Raw genomic sequence first — 21045 nt, 5'->3', positions numbered from 1 at the left:
AGGCTGGCGCAGCGTCAGCCGCCGCGCACCTCTTCGAGGACTTTTGCGGCCACATCCATGCGCACGCTGGCGCGTTCCACGAGGATGCGGGCCACCTTGTCGACTTCCTCGCCTACGGCCCCGGCCATCATGGCGATGTTCTGGGCGTGAAGCGCCATGTGGCCCTTCTGGATGCCGGTGGTGGCAAGGGCCTTCAGCGCCGAGAAGTTCTGCGCCAGCCCCACCGCGGCGATGATGCGCGCCAGCCGCTCGGCGGTGGAAACGCCGAGGATGGCGAGGCTCGCCCGCGCCGTGGGATGCACCTTGGTGGCCCCGCCGATGAGCCCCACCGCCAGCGGCAGCTCGATGGCGGCGGAGAGGTCGCCGTCCGCGTTCACCTCATAGGTGGTCAGCGAGGTGTAGCGGCCGGAACGCGCGGCATAGGCATGGGCGCCGGCTTCCACGGCGCGGGTATCGTTGCCGGTGGCGAGCACCACGGCGCTGATGCCGTTCATGATACCCTTGTTATGGGTCGCGGCGCGATAGGGATCGGCGGCGGCGAACTGATAGGCGCTGACGATGCCGTCGCGTACCGCCTCGCCGCCGATGTCCACGGTGCGCCACACCGCATGGGCGCGGGCGAGCCGCCGGTCGGCGAGATTGGAGAGGATGCGCAGGTAGACCCGGCCCTGCACCCAGCCGGCGATGGCGGGCGCGAGCTTCTCCGCCATGGTGTTCACGGCGTTGGCGCCCATGGCGTCGCGGGTGTCCACGATGAGGTGGGTGATGACCATGGTGCCCGACGGCGTATCGAGCAGCCGCACCTCCAGGTCGCGGAAGCCGCCGCCGAGGCTGACGAGCACGGGATCGCAGGCATCGCACGCGGCCCTGATCTCGTCCCGCCGTTCCAGGATGCGCAGCCGGGCGGCGGCGGGGTCGCGCACCTCCACCGCCTGAACCTGGGCGATCATGAGGTTGCCGGACACCGAGGTGGAAAAGCCGGTCTCGTAAACCTGCCGGGCGGCGTTGCACACGGCGGCCACCACCGAGGATTCCTCCGTCGCCATGGGGACGAGCACGTCTTCCCCGTCGATCTTCATGTTGGTGGCCACGCCCACCGGCACGTTCATGGTGCCGATGACATTCTCGATCAGCTTGTCGGCCAGCGCCGGGTCGAGATTGCCCATGTTGGCCAGGTGGGAGACGGCCGCGTCGTCGAGGCCCGCGAAGGCGGCAACAAGGTCGAGCCGCTCGCGCGGGGTCTTCTTGTGGAAACCGGCGATGCGGGAGCTACGGTTCTGGCCTGCGGCGGACGTCATCATCGAGCCTTCCTGTGCATTCACGGGCGGGCCGGCACGGGCAGTCGGACGACGAAAAGGGAAGGCGCGCAGGCAACCGGACGCGCTCCGCCCGAGGGGCGGTTGCGGAAGGCGGATGCAGTTGGCGTTTCGTCCCGGTCTCTTGTCCGGCCGCTCTATGGCGGTCCGTTGCCGTGACTTTCGGGCGCGGCCCCTGGGACAGCAAGGAACACTTTGCGCCGGAAATGGGAAGGCCGTACCCTTCCATCCATGGGTACAGTTGACGACGAGCCACCTCGGGAGGAAGCGCTGTCGCGCGTCGCCGCCATCGTGCGCGCGCTGAGCGAACGCATCGATCGCGGCCAGCTGCGGCCGGGGGAGAAGCTGCCGTCCATCCGTGCGGCCTTCGCGGCCTTCGGCGTCTCGCGCAATACGCTGGTGGAGGCCTATGAGCGCCTCGCCGCGTCCGGCCGCGTGGAGGCGCGGGCCGGCTCCGGCTTCTACGTGCAGCGCCCCCGCGCCCCGGCCCCTCCCCCCGCCGCTCCCGCCGTGGTGGAGGCGGTGGACAGCGTGTGGCTGCTGCGCGAGCAGCTGGAGCAGCATTATGACGTGCGTGTCGGCGACGGCCGTCCCCCGCCCTCCTGGATGGAGGGCTCGGAGGTGGGGCGCTATCTCAAGCCCATCAACCGGCCGGGAAGCCGGCCGTTTCCCGCCAGCTATGGCAGCCCGCTCGGCTTCCCCCTGCTGCGCGAGACCATCGCCACCCTGCTGGCCGAGCGGGCCATCGGCGTCGATCCGGCGCTTGTGCTGATGACGCAGGGCGCCAACCACGCCCTCGACCTCATCGTGCGGACGCTGGTGGAGCCGGGCGATGCGGTGCTGGTGGATAGCCCCGGCTATTATCCGCTGTTCGGCAAGCTGCGCCTCGCCAAGGCCCGCACCATCGGCGTGGGCCGCACGCCCGAGGGGCCGGACGTGGCCGACCTTGAAGAGAAGGCCGCGGTGAGCGGCGCGAAGGTCTTCTTCACCCAGTCGCTGGCGCACAATCCCACCGGCTGCTCGCTGACCCCGGCGGTGGCCTATCGGGTGCTGCAGGTGGCTGCGCGGCACGACCTGCTGATCGTGGAGAGCGACCCCTTCGCCGATATCCTGCCCGCCGCCCAGCCCCGCCTTGCCGCCCTCGACCAGCTGGAGCGGGTGATTTACGTGGGCACGCTGGCCAAGACCCTCTCCGCCAGCCTGCGCTGCGGCTATGTGGTGGCATCCGCCGGGCTCATCGAGCGGCTGGGGGCGCTCAAGATGGTCACCAGCGTGAACAGCTCCGGCTATGTGGAACGCATCGTCAACGATCTGATCACGTCGGGCCAGTACCGGCGGCACCTCAAGCGCCTGCGCGGCCGGGTGGATGCCGCCACCGCCAGCGCCCAGGCGACGCTGGGACGGCTGGGGCTGCCCATCTTCGGGCCGCCGGGCGGCGGCTTCTACCTGTGGTGCGCGCTGCCCGATGGCATGGACGACAGCGCCCTGTCGCGGCAGGCGGCGGAGCGGGGCATCCTGCTGGCGCCCGGCGCGGTGTTCCATCCCACGGCGGGGGCGCATCCGCCGGCCATGCGCATCAATGTCGCCTATGCCGACGATCCGCGCTTCGAGCGCTTCATGGCCGAGCGTCTGTTGGCGGATCGCCTGGGCGGTGGCTGACTCCCCTTTCCGGCCCTTGGTCAAGCCCGCGCGGCGTTTGAGCGTAACCCACTCGGCACCGGTTGAAGACCGGGGCCGTCGGTATCAAGTGCCGCCGCGCGGCGGCCGGCGGATGTCCTCGTAGAGCGTGTGCAGGCGCTCCAGCGATTTCAGGGAGCGGTCCGGCTCGGTGGCGGCAAGGCCGATGACCAGCATTTCCAGGCACATGAGCACCAGGCCGTGGAGCGGCACCGTCTCCGACTTGCCGCGCGGCACCTGAATCACCACCTGCGCCTGCCGGCCGAAGGCGGGCGAGGCCGACCCGGACAGCAGGACCATGGGTATGTCGAGCCGGCGAGCCTCCTCCAGCGTGGCGACGCCCTCGCGGTGGGCGCTGGCCTGGCCCATCATCACCAGCACGTCGCCACGCCGCATGGCGAGCAGTTGCTCGCCGAGGCCGATGCCGGTGCGGTTGAGGGCATAGGCGTGCCGCCCGTTGCGTATGAGCAGGCGGGCCGCATAGTCGGCGAGGATGCCGGAGGCACCGATGCCGAACAGGCCGATGCCGCTCGCCCCGCGCATCAGCTCGATGGCGGCGGAAATGGCCCGCCGGTTCTCCGGCTTGGTCACCTCCGCGATGCCGATCATGTGGCCGTCGCGCACGAAGTCGATGGAGGCGTCGATATCGCGCTCCAGTTCCTGCGTGGTGGAGGTCATCTTGTCCACGGACGAGATCACCGCACCAAGATGACCGGCGAGCGTGCGCTTGAGGTCTTTCAGCCCATCAAAGCCGAGGGCCTGCACGGCGCGGATGACGGTGGCGTCGGAGGTCGCGGTCTCGGCCGCGATTTCCAGCGCCGACTGGCCCAGAATGGTGCGGCGGTTCTCGTTGATATAGTCGGCCACCACCTTGAGGCGCGGCGACAAGGTCGCGCCGCGCTGGCGCAGGCGTTCGCCGAACCGGTCCACCTTGCTCCTGCGACCTTGCGCCGGCGTCGTCATCGCACCCTTTGCTTTCTCCATGAAAACACGATCGCTCCATGCTGGCACAGGGCGCCAGGCATTTCCAATCGAGCCTCAGCGCGGCACCGGCTGCTTCAACTCCTGCCGCAGCACCTGCGCCTCCACCGCGGCGACCAGCAGGTTGAGGGCGGCATAGGTGTTGGAGATGGTCTCGTCGCGCGGCAGCAGCAGGTAGCGGCCTTCGCGACACGCCTTCATCAGGCGGCACCAGCCGGGCATCACCTTCTCCATGGCCGCGATCTCCACCGCCGGGCCGTCGCCGAGGTCCGAGCGGAAGGTGCCGAAGAGGAAGTCGGCCTCAAGGTCCGGCAGGCGCTCGGCACTCACGTCCATGCGCCCGCCTTCGGGGATGGCTTCCACCAGCCTGGGGAAGCGGAAGCCGGCATCGCGCAGCACCCGCCCCAAGGCCCGGTCGGTGTGGAACACCGTGATCTTGCCCTGGTTGGCCTGAAAGCTCGCGACGCTGATGCGCGACGTATCCACCAGCGTCCGCAATTGGGCGATCTGCGCCCCATAGCGCGCCTCCAGCACGGCAAGGCGCGCCTGCGTCCCCGTGAGGGCGGCGAGCTTGCCATAGATGGCGGCCGGGCCCCCCCTCAGGTGTTCGATGCTGACCGTGGGCGCGATGCGCTCCAGCTGGGAAATGGGCGTGTCGCGGGTGGGCGAGGTGATGATGAGGTCGGGCCGCGCCGCCACCACCGCCTCCAGATCGATGGCATTGGCGCCGATGAAGGCGATGGGGGCGGTGTCGAAATCCACCCCGGTCAAAAGCTTGCCGGCCCTCAGGAAGCGGGTGCCATCCGGCCGCACCCGCCCGTGGCTCGCCACCGGCACCACGCCAAGCTCGATGAGCGGCAGCGTGAGGTCGAGGTCGTGCAGGGAGACGATGCGCTGCGGGCGATCGGGCACCTCCACCGTGCGCCCGAGATCGTCGGTGAAGGGGCGCGTCTGCGCCACGGCCGGCGTGGCGCCGGCAAACAGCAGGACGACGAGCAGGGCGAAGCGGAAGGGGCGGGTCATGCGCGGGGTCTCGTCGGAGGTCTCTTTTGGGGTCACAGCCGGTCGCGGCGCTGCCACAGCAGCAGGAGAAAGAGGGGCACGCCGGCGAGCGTCATCACCACCCCGGCGGGAATCTGGAGCGGCGCGAACAGGAGGCGGCCCACCGTGTCGGCCGCCAGCACCAGCACCGCGCCCAGCAGCGCGCTGGCGGTGAGCACCGCCGCCTGCCCGCCGCCCACGAGAAAGCGCGCCATATGCGGCGCCATCAGCCCGACGAAGCCCAGGCTGCCCACGCAGGACACCGCCGCCGCCGTCATCAGCACCGGCGCGGCGAGGCCCAGCGCCTTCATGGTCTTGAGCCGCACGCCGAGGCCGGTCGCGACGCCATCGCCCAGCGCAGACGCGTCGGCGCCGCGCGCGGTGGCGATCAGCACTAGCGTGCCGAGGCCGCTCCAGAACGCCAGCGCCGGGATGAGGCTCCAGTCGGCCGCATGCAGGCTGCCGGCGAGCCAGACCAGGGCGGTCTCCACATCATTGATGTCCGCCGTGGTGATGAACACCAGCAGCCCCGCCGCCAGCAACCACGACACGCCGATGCCCACCAGCACGAAGCGCACCCCCGACAGGTCGCGGGCGAGCGCGGTGACCACGAGCGCCACGGCGAGCCCGCCCGCCATGCCCACCGGCAGCCGCCACACCGCATCCACCGTGGGAAAGGCGAGGATGAGGGCCAGCACGGCGACGCTGGCGCCTTCCTTCACCCCCACGAGGCCGGGATCGGCAAGGCCGTTGCGCGTCAATGCCTGCATGGCGGCGCCGGACAGGCCCAGCGCCGCGCCGGCCAGGATGGCCAAGAGGACGCGCGGCAGGCGGATTTCGCCCACCACCTGCTCCACTTCCGCCCGCGCCCCGCTGCGGGCGAGGGCCGTCAGCACCTCGGACAGGGTCATGGACAGGCTGCCCGAGGCGAGGGCGAACAGGCCGGCGGCCATCAGGGCCAGGAACAGAGCCACGGAGATCCCTGCCGCGCGCGGGCGAAACCGCAGGGCGAGCGGGCCGACGGCAAGGCGCCGATAGCCGGCGGCACGGGCGGGCGAGGTCATCGTCCCCTCCGTGCGGCAAGAGCGATGAAGACCGGCACGCCCACCAGCGCCGTCACCGCCCCGGTGGCCAGCTCGCGCGGGGCGAACAGGCTGCGGGCGGCAAGGTCGGCCGCGATCAGCAGTACCGCTCCGGCAATGGCGCACAGGGGCAGGGCGAGGCGCATGTCGCGGGCACCGAGGCCGCGCACCGCATGGGGCACCACCAGGCCGACGAAGCCGATGGGCCCGGCGAGGGAAACCGCCGCCCCGCTCAGAAGGCCAGCCGCCGCGAGCCCCGCCAGCCGCGTGCGTGCCACATGGACGCCGAGGCCGCGCGCCGCGCCATCGCCCAGCGCCAGCGCATCGAGCCGGCCGGACAGGGCGAAGGCGAGGCCCATGCCCACAAGCGCCGGCACCAGGGCAGCCTGAAGCGCGCCATAGGACAGGCCGGAGAGGTCCCCGGCCAGCCACAGCCGCACGGTGGCCAGCGTCTGGTCGTCCAGGATCAGTTGCGCCGAGGTGAGCGACGCGGCGAAGGCCGACAGGGCGACGCCGCACAAAGTCACCTTCATGGGCGTGAGCCCGGTGCGCCCCGCCGATGCGGTGGCGATGACGAGGCCCGACAGGGCCGCCGCCCCCAGCGCGGCAACCAGCGGCCGGGCGGCGAGCAGCGCCTCGGCGGGCAGCCATGTCCGCAGCCAGGGCGCGAAGGTGAGCGTGGAAACCACGGCCAGCGCCGCCCCCGCGTTCAGCCCCAGAATGTGGGGCTCGCCCAGGGGATTGCGGGTGATGCTCTGGAGCAGCGCCCCGGTGAGGCCGAGGCCGGCGCCCACCAGCAGGCCGCACAACAGGCGCAACAGCCGCAGCTCCACCACCACCTTGTGGTCGAAGCTGTCGGGATCGAACGCCACCAGCGCCTCGATCACTGTGCCCGGCGGGATCGGCCGGGCGCCGGCGCCCAGATGGGCCACCGCGAGCGTTCCGAGGAGCGCCAGAAGAACCACTGTGGCCGCGACAGGACGGGTGCGCCGGGCAAAGCTGCGGGCCGGCATGGCGGCCTGCGCCCCCCGCGCAGTCGGCGCGAGGCTCACCGCCGTCCCTCCGGCACGGCGGCGAGCGGGATGAAGACCGGTTTGCCGGTGCGTGGGTTCTCCACCGCCACCACCTCCACGCCGAACAAATCGGCGATCTGCGTGGGTGTGAGGCCGGCACCGTCCTCGACCTTGGCGCGAATGCGCCCGTCCTTCAGGCACAGCACGGTGTCGGCATAGGCGAGGGCCATGTTCAGGTCGTGGAGCACCGCCACCACGGTGCGCCCGTGCTCGCGGGTGAGGCGGTGCAGCAGGTCCAGCACCTCCACCTGGTAGCGCAGGTCGAGGAAGGTGGTGGGCTCGTCCAGCAGGATCACCCGGGTTTCCTGCGCCATGGCCATGGCGATCCAGCAGCGCTGGCGCTGGCCGCCGGACAGCGCCTCCACCGGCGTGCGGGCGAAATCCAGCGTGCCGGTGAGGCGCATGGCGGTCTCCACCGCCGCGTCATCCCGTTCGCTCCACTGGCTCAGGAAGCCCTGGTGGGGATAGCGGCCGCGGGAGACGAGATCGAAGACGGTCAGACCCTCCGGCACCAGCGGGCTCTGCGGCAGGATGCCGAGATCGCGGGCAAGGGCGCGCGTGGGCAGGTGGTGGATGGAGCGCCCGTCGAGATGCACCGCGCCGCCGAGCGGCTTCAAAAGCCGCGCCATGGCCGACAGCAGGGTGGACTTGCCCGAGCCGTTGGGTCCGATGAGCGCCGTCATCCGGCCGGCTTCCACCGCGAACGACACGTCATCCACCACGACCTTGTGGCCCCAGCCGGCCTTCAGCGCCGTAACCGCGAGTTCCACCGCCAGTTGGGGCGCCGGTTGCGGCGCCGCTTCGGCTGGTGCGGCCTCCACCGGGTCACGGCCCGGGGTGGCGGGTTCACGGAGGCAAGTCTCGAACACTCAGGTCTTCCTTGACGGGTCTGGGACAGGTCTGGGACGGGGACGGGCCTTGCTCGCCCCGTGGGTGGTGGGCAAGACGCTCTCGGCAGCGGTCAAAAACCGGGGCCGTTGGCATCAGTCGATCACCACCGTGTAGCAGTCAAACGGCGACAGACAGAAAAATGCGGTAAATCATCGCGATTGTCGTCATTCCAAATCCGCAGAGCGAACAATACGAGCTACTTTTAAATTATTCTATTTCTGAAATACCATTGTTTGCAACCAGACAACCCCCGCGCCAACACCATTCCTGAATGCGAATGTAGCCTAAATGCCAATTCGCACCTTCAGTTTGTATCTGTTTTGAGCAATGATAAATCATTGTTTTCGGGATTATTAGATTGCTTCCAGATTTTACTACTACAGCGATTGCCCAAAACTCAGGGCCGGCGTCCGCCACGGCGGGATCACGGCTTCAGGCCATCGCCCTAGGCAGCGGCCGGGCGATGGCGGGATCAGGTTTAGGGTAGGTCAGATGTTTTCACATGCAGCGCCGAGGTTTCCCCGGCACCGTCTTCGCCGGCATCTTCTGGCTTCGGCCATGGGCCTCCTGCAGCTCACCGCCGCGTCCGGATTCGCTTCCGCCCAGAACGCGCCGCGGGCGGCGCAGGCCGTGGAGCCGGTGCAGAACACCCAAGCCGACAATACCGAGCTGCCCACCGTCCAGGTGCAGGCCGAGCACGGCGAAGGGGTGGTGGTGGGCTATCAGCCCGTCGCCACCTCCACTTCCACGCTCACCCAGATGCCGATCCTCGACATTCCGGCGTCGGTGAACGTGGTGACCCAGGAGGTCATCCTCGACCAGAACGCCCGCACCCTCGACCAGGTGCTGGCCAATATCAGCAACATCACCCAGGCCAACACGCTGGGCGGCACGCAGGACGCCTTCATCCGCCGCGGCTTCGGCGACAACCGCGACGGCGGCGTGCTCACCAACGGCCTGCGCACGGTGCTGCCGCGCAGCTTCAATGCCACCACGGACCGGGTGGAGGTGCTGAAGGGTCCCGCCTCCACCCTCTACGGCATCCAGGAGCCGGGCGGCATCATCAATGTCATCACCAAGCGGCCGCAGGAGACGTTCGGCGGCAGCATCGCAGGCTCGCTCACCAGCTTCGGCGGCAGCTGGGGCGACTTCGACATCACCGGCCCCATCGCCGGGACGAATTTCGCCTACCGGCTCATCGGCGAGATGCAGGACACCAACTACTGGCGCAATTTCGGCGAGACCGAGCAGACGCTGATCTCCCCTGCCCTCGCCTGGTATGGCGACAGCACGGCGGTGAACGTCTCCTACACCCACCGCGATTACAGCGTGCCGTTCGATCGGGGCACCATCTTTGATCTTGGCACCGGCAAGGCGGTGCCGGTGGACCGGCGCACGCGCTTCGACGAGAAATACAACATCACGCAGGGCGATTCCGACCTCTTCCTCGCCAGCGTCGAGCACGAATTCAACGACGCCTGGAAGCTCAAGGTGAACTACGCCTGGAGCCAGGACACCTATTCCGACAATCAGGCCCGGGTGATCGCCTATGATTCCGCCACCGGCATCCTGACCCGCCGGGCGGACGCGACCCAGGGCTCCACCCAGACCGGCAACAATGTGCGCGCCGATCTCAGCGGCCGGGCGGACATTGCCGGCTTCAAGAACGAGCTGCTGTTCGGCGTCGCCTACAACGATTACGACCTGCTGCGCACGGACATGCTGCGCTGCAAGAACCAGAAGGGCTTCGACATCTACGCCCCGGTCTACGGCACGCTGCCCCTGTGCACCACCGTGTCGGCGGCGGACAGCGACCAGACCATCCAGCAGACGCTCTATAACGGCTACGCCCAGGACGCCTTCTACCTGACCGACCAGTGGATCCTGGTGGCCGGCGCCAGCTATCAGTATTACACGCAGCTGGCGGGCAAGGGCCGGCCCTTCAACCTCAACACCGATGAGGAGGGCGGCGCCTTCATGCCCCGGGCGGGCATCGTCTACAAGGCGACGGACAAGCTGTCCCTGTACGCCAATTATTCCACCTCCTTCATGCCGCAGAGTTCCATCGCCGACTATATCGGCGCGCTGGATCCCGAGACCGGCGTGTCCTACGAGGCCGGTGTGAAGTTCGAGCTATTCAAGGGCCTCACCGGTACGGCGGCGCTGTTCAACATCGAGAAGGAGAATGTGCTCTACACCGAGGTTATCAATGGCGAGAGCTATGCCAAGACCGCCGGCAAGGTGCGTTCACGGGGCCTGGAGTTCGACATCGCCGGCGCGGTGACGGACAAGATCAACATCATCGCCAGCTACGGCTATACCGATGCGGTGATCGTTGAAGACGTGCAATATGCTGGCAAGACCCCCGCCAACGTGGCGCGCCACACCTATTCCCTGTTCACCACCTATGATTTCGGCAAGGTGTGGGGCGACAATACGCTGAAGGTGGGCGGCGGTTTCCATGGCCGCAGCGCGGCGCCCGGGGTGCCGGCCAACACCTACTGGCTGCCGGCCTATATGGTGTTCGACGCCATGGTGGCCTACACCATCGCCGCCGAGCGCCCGGTCACGGTGCAGCTCAACGTGAAGAACCTGTTCGACACCACGTATTACACGTCGTCCCAGGCCAACAACAATCTCGGCAACACCATCGGCGACCCGCTGGAAGCCACGCTCTCCGCGCGCATGACGTTCTGAGCGCGGGCGCGGCCGAAGCCGGCCCGCCCGCCATCAGTCGCCGTGGGCCGCGGGCGCCTGTGCCCCCGGTTGCGCCGCCGGTTCCGCCTTGGGCCGCGTGCTGGGGCGCAGTTTCTCGCGGATGCCCTGGAACAGCACGTAGAGCGGCGGGATGACGAAAATGCCGAGGAACGACGCGGCGATCATGCCGCCGAACACCGGCGTGCCCACGTTCTGCCGCGCCATCTGCGCCGCCCCGGTCGCCACCACCAGCGGATAGAGGCCGAGGATGAAGGCCAGCGAGGTCATCATCACCGGGCGGAACCGCAGGCGCGAGCCCTCGGTGGCGGCCTGCAGCAGATCCTCGCCGCGCTCGCGCCGCTCCTTGGCGAACTCGACGATGAGGATGCCGTTCTTGGCCGCGAGGCCGATGAGCACGATCATGCCGATCTGGCCGTAGAGGTCGAGGGTGAGCTGGCCGATGACGATGGCCGCGAACGCCCCCAGCATGCCCACGGTGACGGAGAGCAGCACCGGCACCGGGATCGACCAACTCTCATACAGCGCCACCAAGAACAGGAAGGCGAACAGCACGGCGAAGGCGAGGATCGTCCCGGTCTTGCCCTCCGCCCGCTTCTCCTGGAACGAGGTGTCCGTCCACGCGCCGGAGAAACCCTGCGGCAGGGTTTTCGCCGCCACCTCGTCCATGGCGGCGAGCGCCTGGCCGGAGGAGACGCCCTCCGCCGGCGCGCCCTGCACGGTCACCGCCCGCTTGTTGTTGTAGCGGATCAGCGCCGGCGGGCCGACCTCCACCCGCACCTCCACGATGGAGCGCAGCGGGATCATCTCGCCTTTGTTGTTGCGCACATGGATGCGGTAGATGTCGTCGATGCTCTTGCGATCCTCCGCCTCGGCCTGCACCTGGACCTGCCAGGTGCGGCCGTAGAGGTTCATGTCGTTCACATAGAGCCCGCCCAGCGAAGTCTGGAGCGCCTGGAACACGCTGTCCAGCGGCACCCCCAGCACCTGGGCCTTGTCCCGGTCGATGTCGAGCTGGATCGAGGGATTGGAGGCGGAATAGGTGGAGAAGACGCGGGTCAGGCGCGGGTCCTGGTTGGCAGCCACCAGGAGACCGCGCAGCACCTGCGCCAGCGCCTTGGGGTCTCCTGCCCGCAGGTCCTGCAGCACGAAGCTGAAGCCGCCGCCGGTGCCGAGGCCGACGATGGGTGGCGGCGCCAGCGGCACCACCGTGCCGCCGGAGATGGTGCGCATCTTCGGTCCGAGCCGGGAGAGGATGGCCGCCGTGCCATTCTCCGCGCCGTGCCGTTCCTCGAACGGCTTGAGCGTGACGACGATGAAGGCGGCGTTGGGCTGGGAATAATTGTCGATGAAGTTGAGGCCGATGACGGAGGTGAAATCCTCCACCGTGTGCTCTTCCTTCAACAGCGCCTCGGCCTTGCGGATCACCTCCGTGGTGCGGCCCACGGAAGCGCCGCCGGGCAGTTGCACCACCACGAAGAAGGCGCCCTGGTCGTCTTCAGGCAGGAAGCCGGTGGGGGTCATCTTCGACAGGGCAAAGATGCCGCCGGAGGCCACGAACACGCACACCAGCCCGATGAGCGAGAAGCGCACGATGCGCGCCACCGCCGCGCCATAGGCATCGCGGACCTTGTCGATGCCGCGCATCACATAGCCGATGGGTCCCTTCTTCGGCCCGTGGGCGGGCTTCAGCAGGATGGCGCAGAGCGCCGGCGACAAGGTGAGCGCGTTGATGGCCGACAGGAACATGGCCACCGCCACGGTCACCGCGAACTGGCGGAACAACTCGCCGGAGATGCCGGGAATGAAGGCCACCGGCACGAACACGGAGAGCAGCACCAAAGTGATGGCGATGATGGGCGCGGTGATTTCCGCCATGGCCCGCTTGGTGGCGTCGGCGGGGGAAAGCTCTGGATGCTCCTCCATCATGCGCTCGACGTTCTCCACCACCACGATGGCGTCATCCACCACGATGCCGATGGCGAGCACGATGGCCAGCAGCGACACCGAGTTCGCCGAATAGCCGATGGCGTTGAGCACGATGAAGGTGCCGATCAGGCTCACCGGCACCGCCAGCGTCGGGATCAAGGTGGCGCGGAAGCTGCCGAGGAACAGATAGACCACGAGCACCACGAGGATGAACGCCTCGATCAGCGTCTTCTGCACCTCGTGAATGGTCTCGATCACGAAGGAGGTGGGGTCGTAGGTGACCTTCCAGGCCAAATCTTCGGGAAAGGACTTGGACAGCTCATCCATGCGCGTGCGGATGGCGTTGATGGTGGTGATGGCGTTGGCGCCGGGCGACTGGTAGAGCGCCAGCACCGCCGCCGGGCCGCCGTTGAACAGGGTTTCGCGGTCGAGGTTAGCCGCGCCCAGCTCCAGCCGTGCCACGTCGCCGAGACGCAGCACCGAGCCGTCCGTGTTGGTGCGCAGGACGATCTTCTCGAAGTCCTCGATGCTGGACAGCCGGCCCTTGGTGCGCAGGTTCAGCTGCAGCTGCTGGTCGTCGGAGACGGGCCGCGCGCCGATGCGGCCCACCGCCGCCTGGATGTTCTGCGCCCGGATGGCGGAGACGATGTCCTCGGTGGTGAGGCCGAGGCCGGTGAGCCGATCGGTCTTCACCCAGGCGCGGACGGCATAGTCCTGCGGCCCCCAGAGGGAGGCATCGCCCACGCCCGGAATGCTTTTCAGCTCGTCGAGGATGTTGATGGTGACGTAGTTGGAGATATAGAGCGGGTCCCAGGTCTTCTTCGGCGAAGAAATGGCCAGCACACCGAGCAGCGCCGACGACTTCTTCTTCACCACCACGCCCTGGCGCTTCACGTCATCCGGCAGCTTGGACAGCGCCACCTGGACGCGGTTGTTCATATTGACGGTGTTGATGTCCGGATCGGTGCCGAGTTCAAAAGAGCCGGTAAGCGAATAGCTTCCGTCGTCGCCGGACACGCTCTTCATGTAGATGAGCTTGTCCACGCCCACCACCTGCGCCTCGATGGGCTGGGCGATGGTGGAATCCACCACCTCGGCGGAGGCGCCGGGATAGGCGGTGGTCACCGATACCTGCGGCGGGATGATATCGGGATACTGCGCCACCGGAATGGCCAGCAGCGAGAGCAGGCCCGCGATCACCGTGACGATGGCGATGACGATGGCGAGCCGCGGGCGGTCAACGAAGACGGAGGAGAGCATGGCTCAGCCTTTCAGGCCGATGGCTGTCGGGGTCGCGCGTACAGCGATGCCGGGCTTCAGGCTCTCGAAGCCCTCCACGATCACCGGCTCGCCGGCTTTCACGCCATCGGTGACGATGATGTTCGGCCCCTGGATGCCGCCGGTCTTCACCCGGCGTACCACCGCCTTGCCGTTCTCCACCACGAACACATAGACGCCGGCCTGGTCGGCGATCAGCGCCGCCTGCGGGATCACCACCCGTTCCTCCGGCGTCCCGGCTTTCAGCTCCACCCGGACCAGCTGGCCGTCCACCAGCTTGCCGCTCGCATTCGGCACGTCGGCGCGCAGGATCATGGTGTCGGTGGTGCGGTTGACCGAGACGTCGACGAAATTCACCCGCCCCACTTCGCCGTAGACCCCGCCGTCGGCGAACTTGATGCGCACCTCCACGTTGGCGAGGTCCACCTTCCCCTCGTCCTTCTGCGCTTCCAGATAGTCGCGCTGGCTGACCGGGAAGGTGACATACATGGGGTCCTGGCTCACCACGGTGGCGAGCACGCCGCTCTCCGGACCCACGATGTGGCCGCGGGTGACCGCCGAGCGGCCGATGCGGCCGGTGATGGGCGAGACGATGTCGGTGTAGCCCAGATTGATCTTGGTGGTGTTCAGCGCCGCCTCGGCCGTCAGCAGGGCTCCGATGGAGGATTCCTGATTGGCGACGGCCTGATCGCGGGCCACCGCCGTGCCGGCATTCTTGGCGAGCAGTTCTTCTGCCCGCTCACGCTGGATCTTGGCGAGGGTGACGGCGGCCTTGGCCCGCTCCACATCGCCTTCCGCCTGCTGCACGTCGGCCTGGAACAGGGGCTTTTCGATGCGATAGAGCGGCGCGCCCTCCTTCACCGTCTCGCCTTCCTTGAACAGGACGGCTTCCAGCATGCCCTTCACCCGGGCACGGATCTCCACCCGCTCCGGTGCCTCGACCCGGCCGACGAATTCCATGGCGTCGGAGATGGGCTTGAGCTCCGCGGGAACCACGCCCACCGGAATGCCGCCTTCCTGCGCCTGCGCAACGGAGGGGGAGAGGAGGCCGAGCAAAAGCAGTGATGCGATGCGGACGGCACGGGCGCGCGACATTTCGGTCCTCCTCAAATACCTGCTGGCGCTCCAGTCCGATCTTTCAGTGATACCATCCCGTCACGCATCTGCCATCTGTGGAGAGGCAGGCGCTGCGAAGCGTTATCGACCGCGAAAACAATCGGTACCGGGCGGCAAGTCCCTCATCTACTTATTGGCGGTATTTAATTACGGCAAGTGAGGTAGATGGACGGACCTTATCCCCGATTCGCCATCTTGGGGAGTGCTCCGGAGGAATGATGCCGCCCCCGCGCGCGGCGGCGGTTACGAGATCGGTGGCACGATCGCTCGCAAAACCAGGTGCACGCCACACGGCTTAGCCTCAGCCGCAGGGCTTGGTCTCAGCCGCGGGGCTTGCCGGCGCGCGACGCGATGCCGCCGCCCTCGATGCGGCGCAGGGAGATTTCGAGGCGCGCATCGGCGGCTGCGATCTCGGCGATGACCCGCTGGGTGTAGCTCATGTGCGCCTCGGCGCAGCGGCCGGCGGCGTCCGGATCGCGCGCCATGATGGCCTCGTAAATGGCGCGGTGCTGATCGCGCAGCACATCGCGCACCTCCGGCCGGGCATAGAGCTTTTCCCGGTTGTGGAAGATGCCCTTGCGCAGCATGCCCGACAACGCGCGCATGATGTGCAGCAGAACCAGATTGTGGCTGGCCTCGTACACGGCGAGGTGCAGGTCCACGTCGGCTTCCGCCTCGTCGCCCGCATCCGCCTCGCCGTGGGCGCTGTCGATGCGCTCCATGGCTTCCCGCAGGATGGCGCGGTCCACGTCGTTGGCGCGGGTGGCGGCGAGGGTCGCGGCCATGCGTTCGAGGGTCGTGCGCAGTTCAAGATAATCTCCCGTCACCGCCTCGCCGGACGACAGGAGATCGATCAGCGGGTCGGTGAAGCTGGTCCCGAGGGGGGCCACCACCCGGCTGCCGTTGGTGTCGGCGACAAGCAGGCCCTTGTCTTCGAGCATCTTCATGCCCTGTCGCAAGGTGGGACGCGAGACGTTGAGGCGCACCGCCATCTCCCGTTCCGGAAGCAGCGGCTCGCCGGGGCGCAATGCCCCCTCCACGATCAGTTCCTCGATGTGGCGCGCGGTGCTCTCGGCGGCGCTGGCGCCCTTGATGCCGTCCTTGATCATCCTGCCCATCTGTTCTGCCGCTTATGGAGAATCAAGAGTTTAGCGGCCTTCTTGCGATTTGAACTGATTTTAGCCGGCGCCTTGTGGCGGTGAAAGAGATTTCTCCAGTTGACATATGTGGTCAAAGTATTTTACCGGAATTGCGTAACTGGTTCATTAGAAGACCAGACTGTCATATCCGGAGGAAAAGATTGACCGAGGCTCGCCCGCGGTCGTTTGCATATTCACATACCTATAAACACCACTCAGAGGCAGCAAAGAAGGCACGGGCCGCACCGCGGATCCGAATGCCCCCGCTTGCCCTGAGGCTGGAGGGGCACCCGATGATCTGGTCTCAAATCTATGACCCCATGGGCAGCATGCTGCTGTCCACGTTGCTCGCGGCCGTACCGGTCGTGGTCCTGCTCGGCGCCATCGGCATCTTCGAGATGCGCGCCCATCTGGCGGCACTGCTGGGCCTTGCCAGCGCGCTGGCGGTGGCCGTGTTCGCCTTCGGCATGCCGGTGCAGATGGCGGGGATGTCCGCGCTCTACGGTGCCGGCTTCGGGCTCATGCCCATCGGCTGGATCATCCTCAACGTCATCTTCCTCTACCAGCTCACCAGCGAGAAGGGTGAGTTCGATGTCCTCCAGCGCTCCATCCGGGGCATCTCGGACGACCGGCGCCTCCAGCTGCTGTTTATCGCCTTCTCGTTCGGCGCCTTCTTCGAGGGCGCGGCGGGCTTCGGCACCCCGGTGGCGGTCACCGCTGCCATGCTGATCGGCCTCGGCTTCTCGCCGCTGGCCGCATCCGGCCTCTCGCTTATCGCCAATACCGCACCGGTGGCCTACGGCGCCCTCGGGACCCCGGTGATCGCGCTCGCCGCCGTCACCGGGCTCGACCTGCACCAGCTCTCCGGCATGATCGGCCGGCAGCTGCCGTTCTTCTCCCTGATCGTGCCGTTCTGGCTGATCTGGGCCTTCGTCGGCTTCCGCAAGATGCTGGAAGTGTGGCCGGCGCTGCTGGTGGCGGGCGTATCGTTCGCGGTGCCGCAGTATCTCGTCTCCAACTTCCACGGTCCGTGGCTCGTGGATGTGGTGGCCGCCATCTCCTCCATGGCCGCCCTCGCCCTGTTCCTGCGCGTATGGCAGCCCAAGCGCCCCATGACGGAAGCGCCCCGCGACTGGTCCTCCAAGGACCTCGAGGAGACCGGCCACATGCCCGCCGCCGAGGCCCAGAAGCCGGGCGCGGTGTTCAAGGCCTGGCTGCCCTGGATCATCCTTTCCGTCTTCGTGTTCATCTGGGGCGTGCCCGAGGCCAAGGCGTTCTTCGACAGCATCTGGGTCGCCAAGTTCCCGGTGGAAGGCCTGCACCAGCTGGTGCAGAAGGTGCCCCCGGTGGTGGCCGCGCCCCATACCGAGGCGGCGGTGTTCAGCCTCAACCTCGTGTCCGCCACCGGCACCGGCATCCTGCTCTCCGGCATCGTCTCGGGGCTCGTGCTCGGCTACAGCCCGGCCGGCCTCGTGAAGATGTACGGCAAGACGCTGTACATGATCCGCTACTCGCTGCTCACCATCGCCTGCATGCTGGCGCTCGGCTTCGTCACCCGCTATTCGGGCCTCGACGCCACGCTGGGCCTCGCCTTTGCCCATACCGGCTGGTTCTACCCGCTGTTCGGCACCCTGCTCGGCTGGGTCGGCGTGGCGGTGACCGGCTCGGACACCGCGTCCAACGTGCTGTTCGGCGGCCTGCAGAAGATCACGGCCCAGCAGCTCCATCTCAACCCGGTGCTGATGGCCGCGGCCAACTCCTCCGGCGGCGTGATGGGCAAGATGATCGACGCCCAGTCCATCGTCGTCGCCTCCACCGCCACCAAGTGGTACGGGCACGAGGGCTCCATCCTGCGCTACGTCTTCTTCCACTCCATCGCGCTGGCGGTGCTGGTGGGCTTGCTGATCATGGCCCAGGCCTATCTGCCGCCCTTCACCAGCATGGTCCCCACCGTGATCCTGCCGGGAGCGGCGCACTGACCCACGCATTTCCGCCGGCGCGCCCCTCGCGCCGGCGGAACCGGTTCGCAGACGAAGCCGCCGGCCTGAACTCAGGGACAGAGGAAGCGGTGTCCGATCAGCCCGCGGGCTGATCGGCGCGTGCTATATGTCATTGAGTTTACGCGTTTTCTTTACGCGAAGTGGTATCCACTTCGCTCGAAAACGCTCTAAAGACGCTCCACCTCAACCGGCTCAACACCGCCGCCATGGGGCGCCGCCTGCAGCCAGGCGAGCACCAGGGTGTAGCCGAGGGCAAGCACCACCGGCCCGACGAACAGGCCCAGCACGCCGGAGGTGAGCAGCCCGCCGATGGCGCCGATGAACACCACCAGCATGGGCACATCCACCCCCCGCGCCAGCATCAGCGGCCGCAGCACGTGCTCGATCAGCGACACGCCGGTGCACCACACCGCGAACACCACGGCGGGGACAGGATCGAGGATGGTGAAGGCGTAGATGACCACCGGCAGCAGCACCAGCACCAGCGGCAGCTGCACGATGGCGATGATCAGGCACAATAGCGCCAGCAATCCCGCGGCCGGGATATCCGCCGCCAGGAAGCCCAGGCCCGCGAGCAGCGCCTGGATGAGGGCGACGCCGATGATGCCCTTGGTGACGCTGCGGATGGTGCGCACCGCAAGGTCGGCATAGCCGCGCCCGCCCTCGCCGGCGAGCCGGATGGCCACGTCGCCGGCGATCCTCTGTCCGCTCGCCGCATTGGCCATGAGGGCCGCCGCCACGAAGATGGCGATGATGAATTCAAGGAAGCCCAGGAGGACGTCCGACACGCCCGAGACCATGGAGCGCCCCATGGAGGTGAGCTCCGGGGTGATGGAGGCGAAGGCCTGGTCGAGATTGGTGGAGGCCAGCAGCCAGAACCGGTGGATGGGATCCCCCACCAGGATCCAGCTGCGCACCGATTCCGGCGGCGGCGGCACGCGCAGGGTGCCGTCGGCGAGATGGTGGGCCAGCAGCTTGAGGCTGACGATCAGCGTATCGGCGAGGAGATAGGCCGGCAGCACCAGCAGCGCGAGCGCCAGCAGCACATAGAGCGTGGCCGCCACGGCGGTGCGGCCGTGGACCGCGGCCCTGAGGCGAATGAACAGCGGATGGGACGCAATGGCGATGATGAGCCCCCACAGGATGGGGGTGAGGAACGGCTTCATGATGGTGAAGCACCAGATGAACAGAAGGGCCAGCGTCCCGAACCGGAGCGCAAGGCGGAGCAAGGGTTCGAAGGTCTCCGGGCTGTCCAGCCGCGCGCGCATCTCGTCCATCTCGCCCTCCCCTCCCCCGATCTGTATCAGTGGTGGCCCTGCAGAAGGCGGTGGTCAAGCCACCGATCCGCCGGCTCTGGCCGGGCTATTGCATCGGGGTGGCCGGGCGGCGGGCGCGCCGTATTGCGCCTGTGCCCCGTGAAGCAAATACAGCGTAGGCGAGGATCGCAGCATGTCGGACCATAAGGTCACCGTGGATAAATTGCCCAATGGCAAGTGGGCCTGTTTCCTGCACGTGCCGGGACATGATGAGCCCATCAATCTGGGCCGGGAATTCAAGAACGACGAGCAGGCGGAAAACTGGTTGAACGTGTCGGAATCCACCACCGCTATCGATATGATGATCCGCAAGTACAAGAAATAAGCCGGCAATCAACAAGCCTGGACTGTCGCGGACCAGACAGGTGCGGAGGCCGACATGGGCGGTGTCCGACGGTCTTCGCACGCCCTGTCGCTCCCGGCTCCGCCCGCAAGCCCTCTGGCTTGTTTTTTCAGGCCCTTTATCGAGGCGCACTCCGGAGCCCGGCTCGCGGGCGCAGACGGTGCGAAGATGCTCAGGTGCAGCCGGCGCGTGCGGCCGGCGCGCCGGCCTCTCGCTTGCTCGAGTCGCTTTTGCCCGAGTCGCTTTTGCCCCAGTCGTTTTGCGGGATATGGGCGAACGGCGGCCCGAACGCCTGCTTTATCATGGTAAAGGCCGACGGCTGGCCGGTCTGCGCATCGAAATCGATGATCCAGAAATAGTCGTAGGTGTCGCTCGGCCACGTGGACGGCACCCCGGCGAGCCGATCGAGGCGCAGCAGGTCATAGAGGGTGACCCGCTCCGCCGGCTCGCTCAAATCCTTGGCCGCATCGCGGGCCGCAGCCATGCGATCGTGATCCAGGTCGGCCTTGGCAATGTGGTCGTGCTCCCAGTTCACCACCAGCGTCTGCCCGGCCCATTCGGGCTTGGTGAGCATGTCGCGCACCGCTTCACGCGTGCGCGCGCCGAGCCGCTTGTCGCTCAGGTGAAAGCCGTCGCCCCTCGGCTCCGGCATGGCGCTGTAGAAGATGACCGGCATCTCCCAGCTCTGGGCCACGGGGGAGATGGTATCCAGCGTGTGCATGGAGATGGCGAGAATCGCCTTCGGCGTTTCTCCAGGCCGGAACAGGGACTTCTGCGCGTTGCGCCCGAGATAATAGGCCGCCAGCGCGCGGGCTCGCTCGTTACCGAGGGCGCAGAGTTGCCAGGGGCCGGCCTTTTCGCCATGCCGCAACAGGATGATGCGCGCCGGCGCCGCCTGGGCCTCGAAGGCGGGCAGCGTGCTGGCCGCAAGGATAATCCCGGCGAGGAGCCGGGCCGCCATGCGCTTGAACCGCATCGGTGTTGACCTCCGCACCGGGCGCGCCGCACCGGGCCGCCGTTCGAGCCTGGCTGAGAAAATGCCGTTCCGCCGCGCCGGAGGCAATTGTCTTTGGTGCCGTCCTCCAATGCCTTGGCGCTGGCGCCAGCACACCCCTTCACACCCCGGCGGGAACGTGCTTCAAGGCGGC

Annotated in this window: 15 protein-coding genes; 4 read left to right on the top strand and 11 right to left on the bottom strand. The window is 67.7% G+C overall.

Annotated elements, in window-relative coordinates:
• Positions 1-14: 14 nt before the first annotated feature.
• Positions 15-1298 (bottom strand): hydroxymethylglutaryl-CoA reductase, degradative, encoded by a 1284-nt coding sequence (locus V5F48_RS07590; RefSeq protein WP_394258279.1) that lies wholly within the window; start codon positions 1296-1298, stop codon positions 15-17.
• A gap of 249 nt (positions 1299-1547) precedes the next feature.
• On the opposite strand from V5F48_RS07590, the gene V5F48_RS07585 reads away from it, so the two are divergent.
• A complete protein-coding gene (locus V5F48_RS07585; protein ID WP_394258210.1) occupies positions 1548-2975 on the top strand; it encodes an aminotransferase-like domain-containing protein in 1428 nt (475 codons plus the stop codon).
• A gap of 84 nt (positions 2976-3059) precedes the next feature.
• Here V5F48_RS07585 and V5F48_RS07580 read toward each other — a convergent pair whose 3' ends face one another.
• The 5 genes from V5F48_RS07580 to V5F48_RS07560 are packed head-to-tail and all read right to left on the bottom strand — an operon-like array spanning position 3060 to position 7991.
• Positions 3060-3977, bottom strand: a complete 918-nt coding sequence (locus tag V5F48_RS07580) for a MurR/RpiR family transcriptional regulator (protein WP_394258209.1) — start codon at positions 3975-3977, stop codon at positions 3060-3062.
• Between the two features lie 54 nt (positions 3978-4031).
• Entirely contained in the window at positions 4032-4997 is a 966-nt protein-coding gene (locus V5F48_RS07575; RefSeq protein ID WP_394258208.1) for an ABC transporter substrate-binding protein, read from the bottom strand.
• Positions 4998-5029: 32 nt separating this feature from the next.
• Complete coding sequence (locus V5F48_RS07570; RefSeq protein WP_394258207.1) at positions 5030-6079, bottom strand: FecCD family ABC transporter permease; 1050 nt, start codon at positions 6077-6079, stop codon at positions 5030-5032.
• Entirely contained in the window at positions 6076-7149 is a 1074-nt protein-coding gene (locus V5F48_RS07565; RefSeq protein WP_394258206.1) for a FecCD family ABC transporter permease, read from the bottom strand. The genes V5F48_RS07570 and V5F48_RS07565 overlap by 4 nt, the downstream gene beginning before the upstream one ends.
• Complete coding sequence (locus tag V5F48_RS07560) at positions 7146-7991, bottom strand: ABC transporter ATP-binding protein (RefSeq protein WP_394258278.1); 846 nt, start codon at positions 7989-7991, stop codon at positions 7146-7148. The genes V5F48_RS07565 and V5F48_RS07560 overlap by 4 nt, the downstream gene beginning before the upstream one ends.
• Positions 7992-8619: 628 nt before the next feature.
• On the opposite strand from V5F48_RS07560, the gene V5F48_RS07555 reads away from it, so the two are divergent.
• Positions 8620-10758 (top strand): TonB-dependent siderophore receptor, encoded by a 2139-nt coding sequence (locus V5F48_RS07555; protein WP_394258205.1) that lies wholly within the window; start codon positions 8620-8622, stop codon positions 10756-10758.
• Positions 10759-10791: 33 nt separating this feature from the next.
• Here V5F48_RS07555 and V5F48_RS07550 read toward each other — a convergent pair whose 3' ends face one another.
• From V5F48_RS07550 to V5F48_RS07540, 3 genes are all read right to left on the bottom strand, one after another.
• The gene (locus V5F48_RS07550; protein WP_394258204.1) at positions 10792-13965 is read right to left on the bottom strand and encodes an efflux RND transporter permease subunit; all 3174 of its coding nucleotides are present in this window, start codon (positions 13963-13965) and stop codon (positions 10792-10794) included.
• 3 nt (positions 13966-13968) lie between these two features.
• Positions 13969-15078: an efflux RND transporter periplasmic adaptor subunit gene (locus tag V5F48_RS07545; protein WP_394258203.1), complete on the bottom strand. Its 1110-nt coding sequence runs from the start codon at positions 15076-15078 to the stop codon at positions 13969-13971.
• A 341-nt stretch (positions 15079-15419) separates the two neighbouring features.
• Positions 15420-16217 (bottom strand): FCD domain-containing protein, encoded by a 798-nt coding sequence (locus V5F48_RS07540; protein WP_394258202.1) that lies wholly within the window; start codon positions 16215-16217, stop codon positions 15420-15422.
• A 314-nt stretch (positions 16218-16531) separates the two neighbouring features.
• Between V5F48_RS07540 and V5F48_RS07535 the strand changes: the two genes are divergently transcribed.
• On the top strand, positions 16532-18217 hold the full coding sequence (locus tag V5F48_RS07535; protein WP_394258201.1) for an L-lactate permease: 1686 nt from the start codon (positions 16532-16534) through the stop codon (positions 18215-18217).
• Between the two features lie 188 nt (positions 18218-18405).
• On the opposite strand, the gene V5F48_RS07530 is transcribed toward V5F48_RS07535, so the two are convergent.
• Positions 18406-19515: an AI-2E family transporter gene (locus V5F48_RS07530; protein ID WP_394258200.1), complete on the bottom strand. Its 1110-nt coding sequence runs from the start codon at positions 19513-19515 to the stop codon at positions 18406-18408.
• A gap of 172 nt (positions 19516-19687) precedes the next feature.
• On the opposite strand from V5F48_RS07530, the gene V5F48_RS07525 reads away from it, so the two are divergent.
• Positions 19688-19879, top strand: a complete 192-nt coding sequence (locus V5F48_RS07525) for a hypothetical protein (RefSeq protein ID WP_282639591.1) — start codon at positions 19688-19690, stop codon at positions 19877-19879.
• Positions 19880-20069: 190 nt separating this feature from the next.
• Here the strand turns inward: V5F48_RS07525 and V5F48_RS07520 are convergent, their stop codons facing one another.
• Positions 20070-21008, bottom strand: a complete 939-nt coding sequence (locus V5F48_RS07520; protein WP_394258199.1) for a histidine phosphatase family protein — start codon at positions 21006-21008, stop codon at positions 20070-20072.
• Positions 21009-21045: the final 37 nt, after the last annotated feature.

Origin of the sequence: Xanthobacter autotrophicus ATCC 700552 (genome assembly GCF_043194565.1) — a bacterium.
Classification (GTDB): domain Bacteria; phylum Pseudomonadota; class Alphaproteobacteria; order Rhizobiales; family Xanthobacteraceae; genus Xanthobacter; species Xanthobacter autotrophicus_F.
Note: the sequence above shows the minus strand (reverse complement) of the source record. Positions and strands in the feature narration are given on the sequence as shown.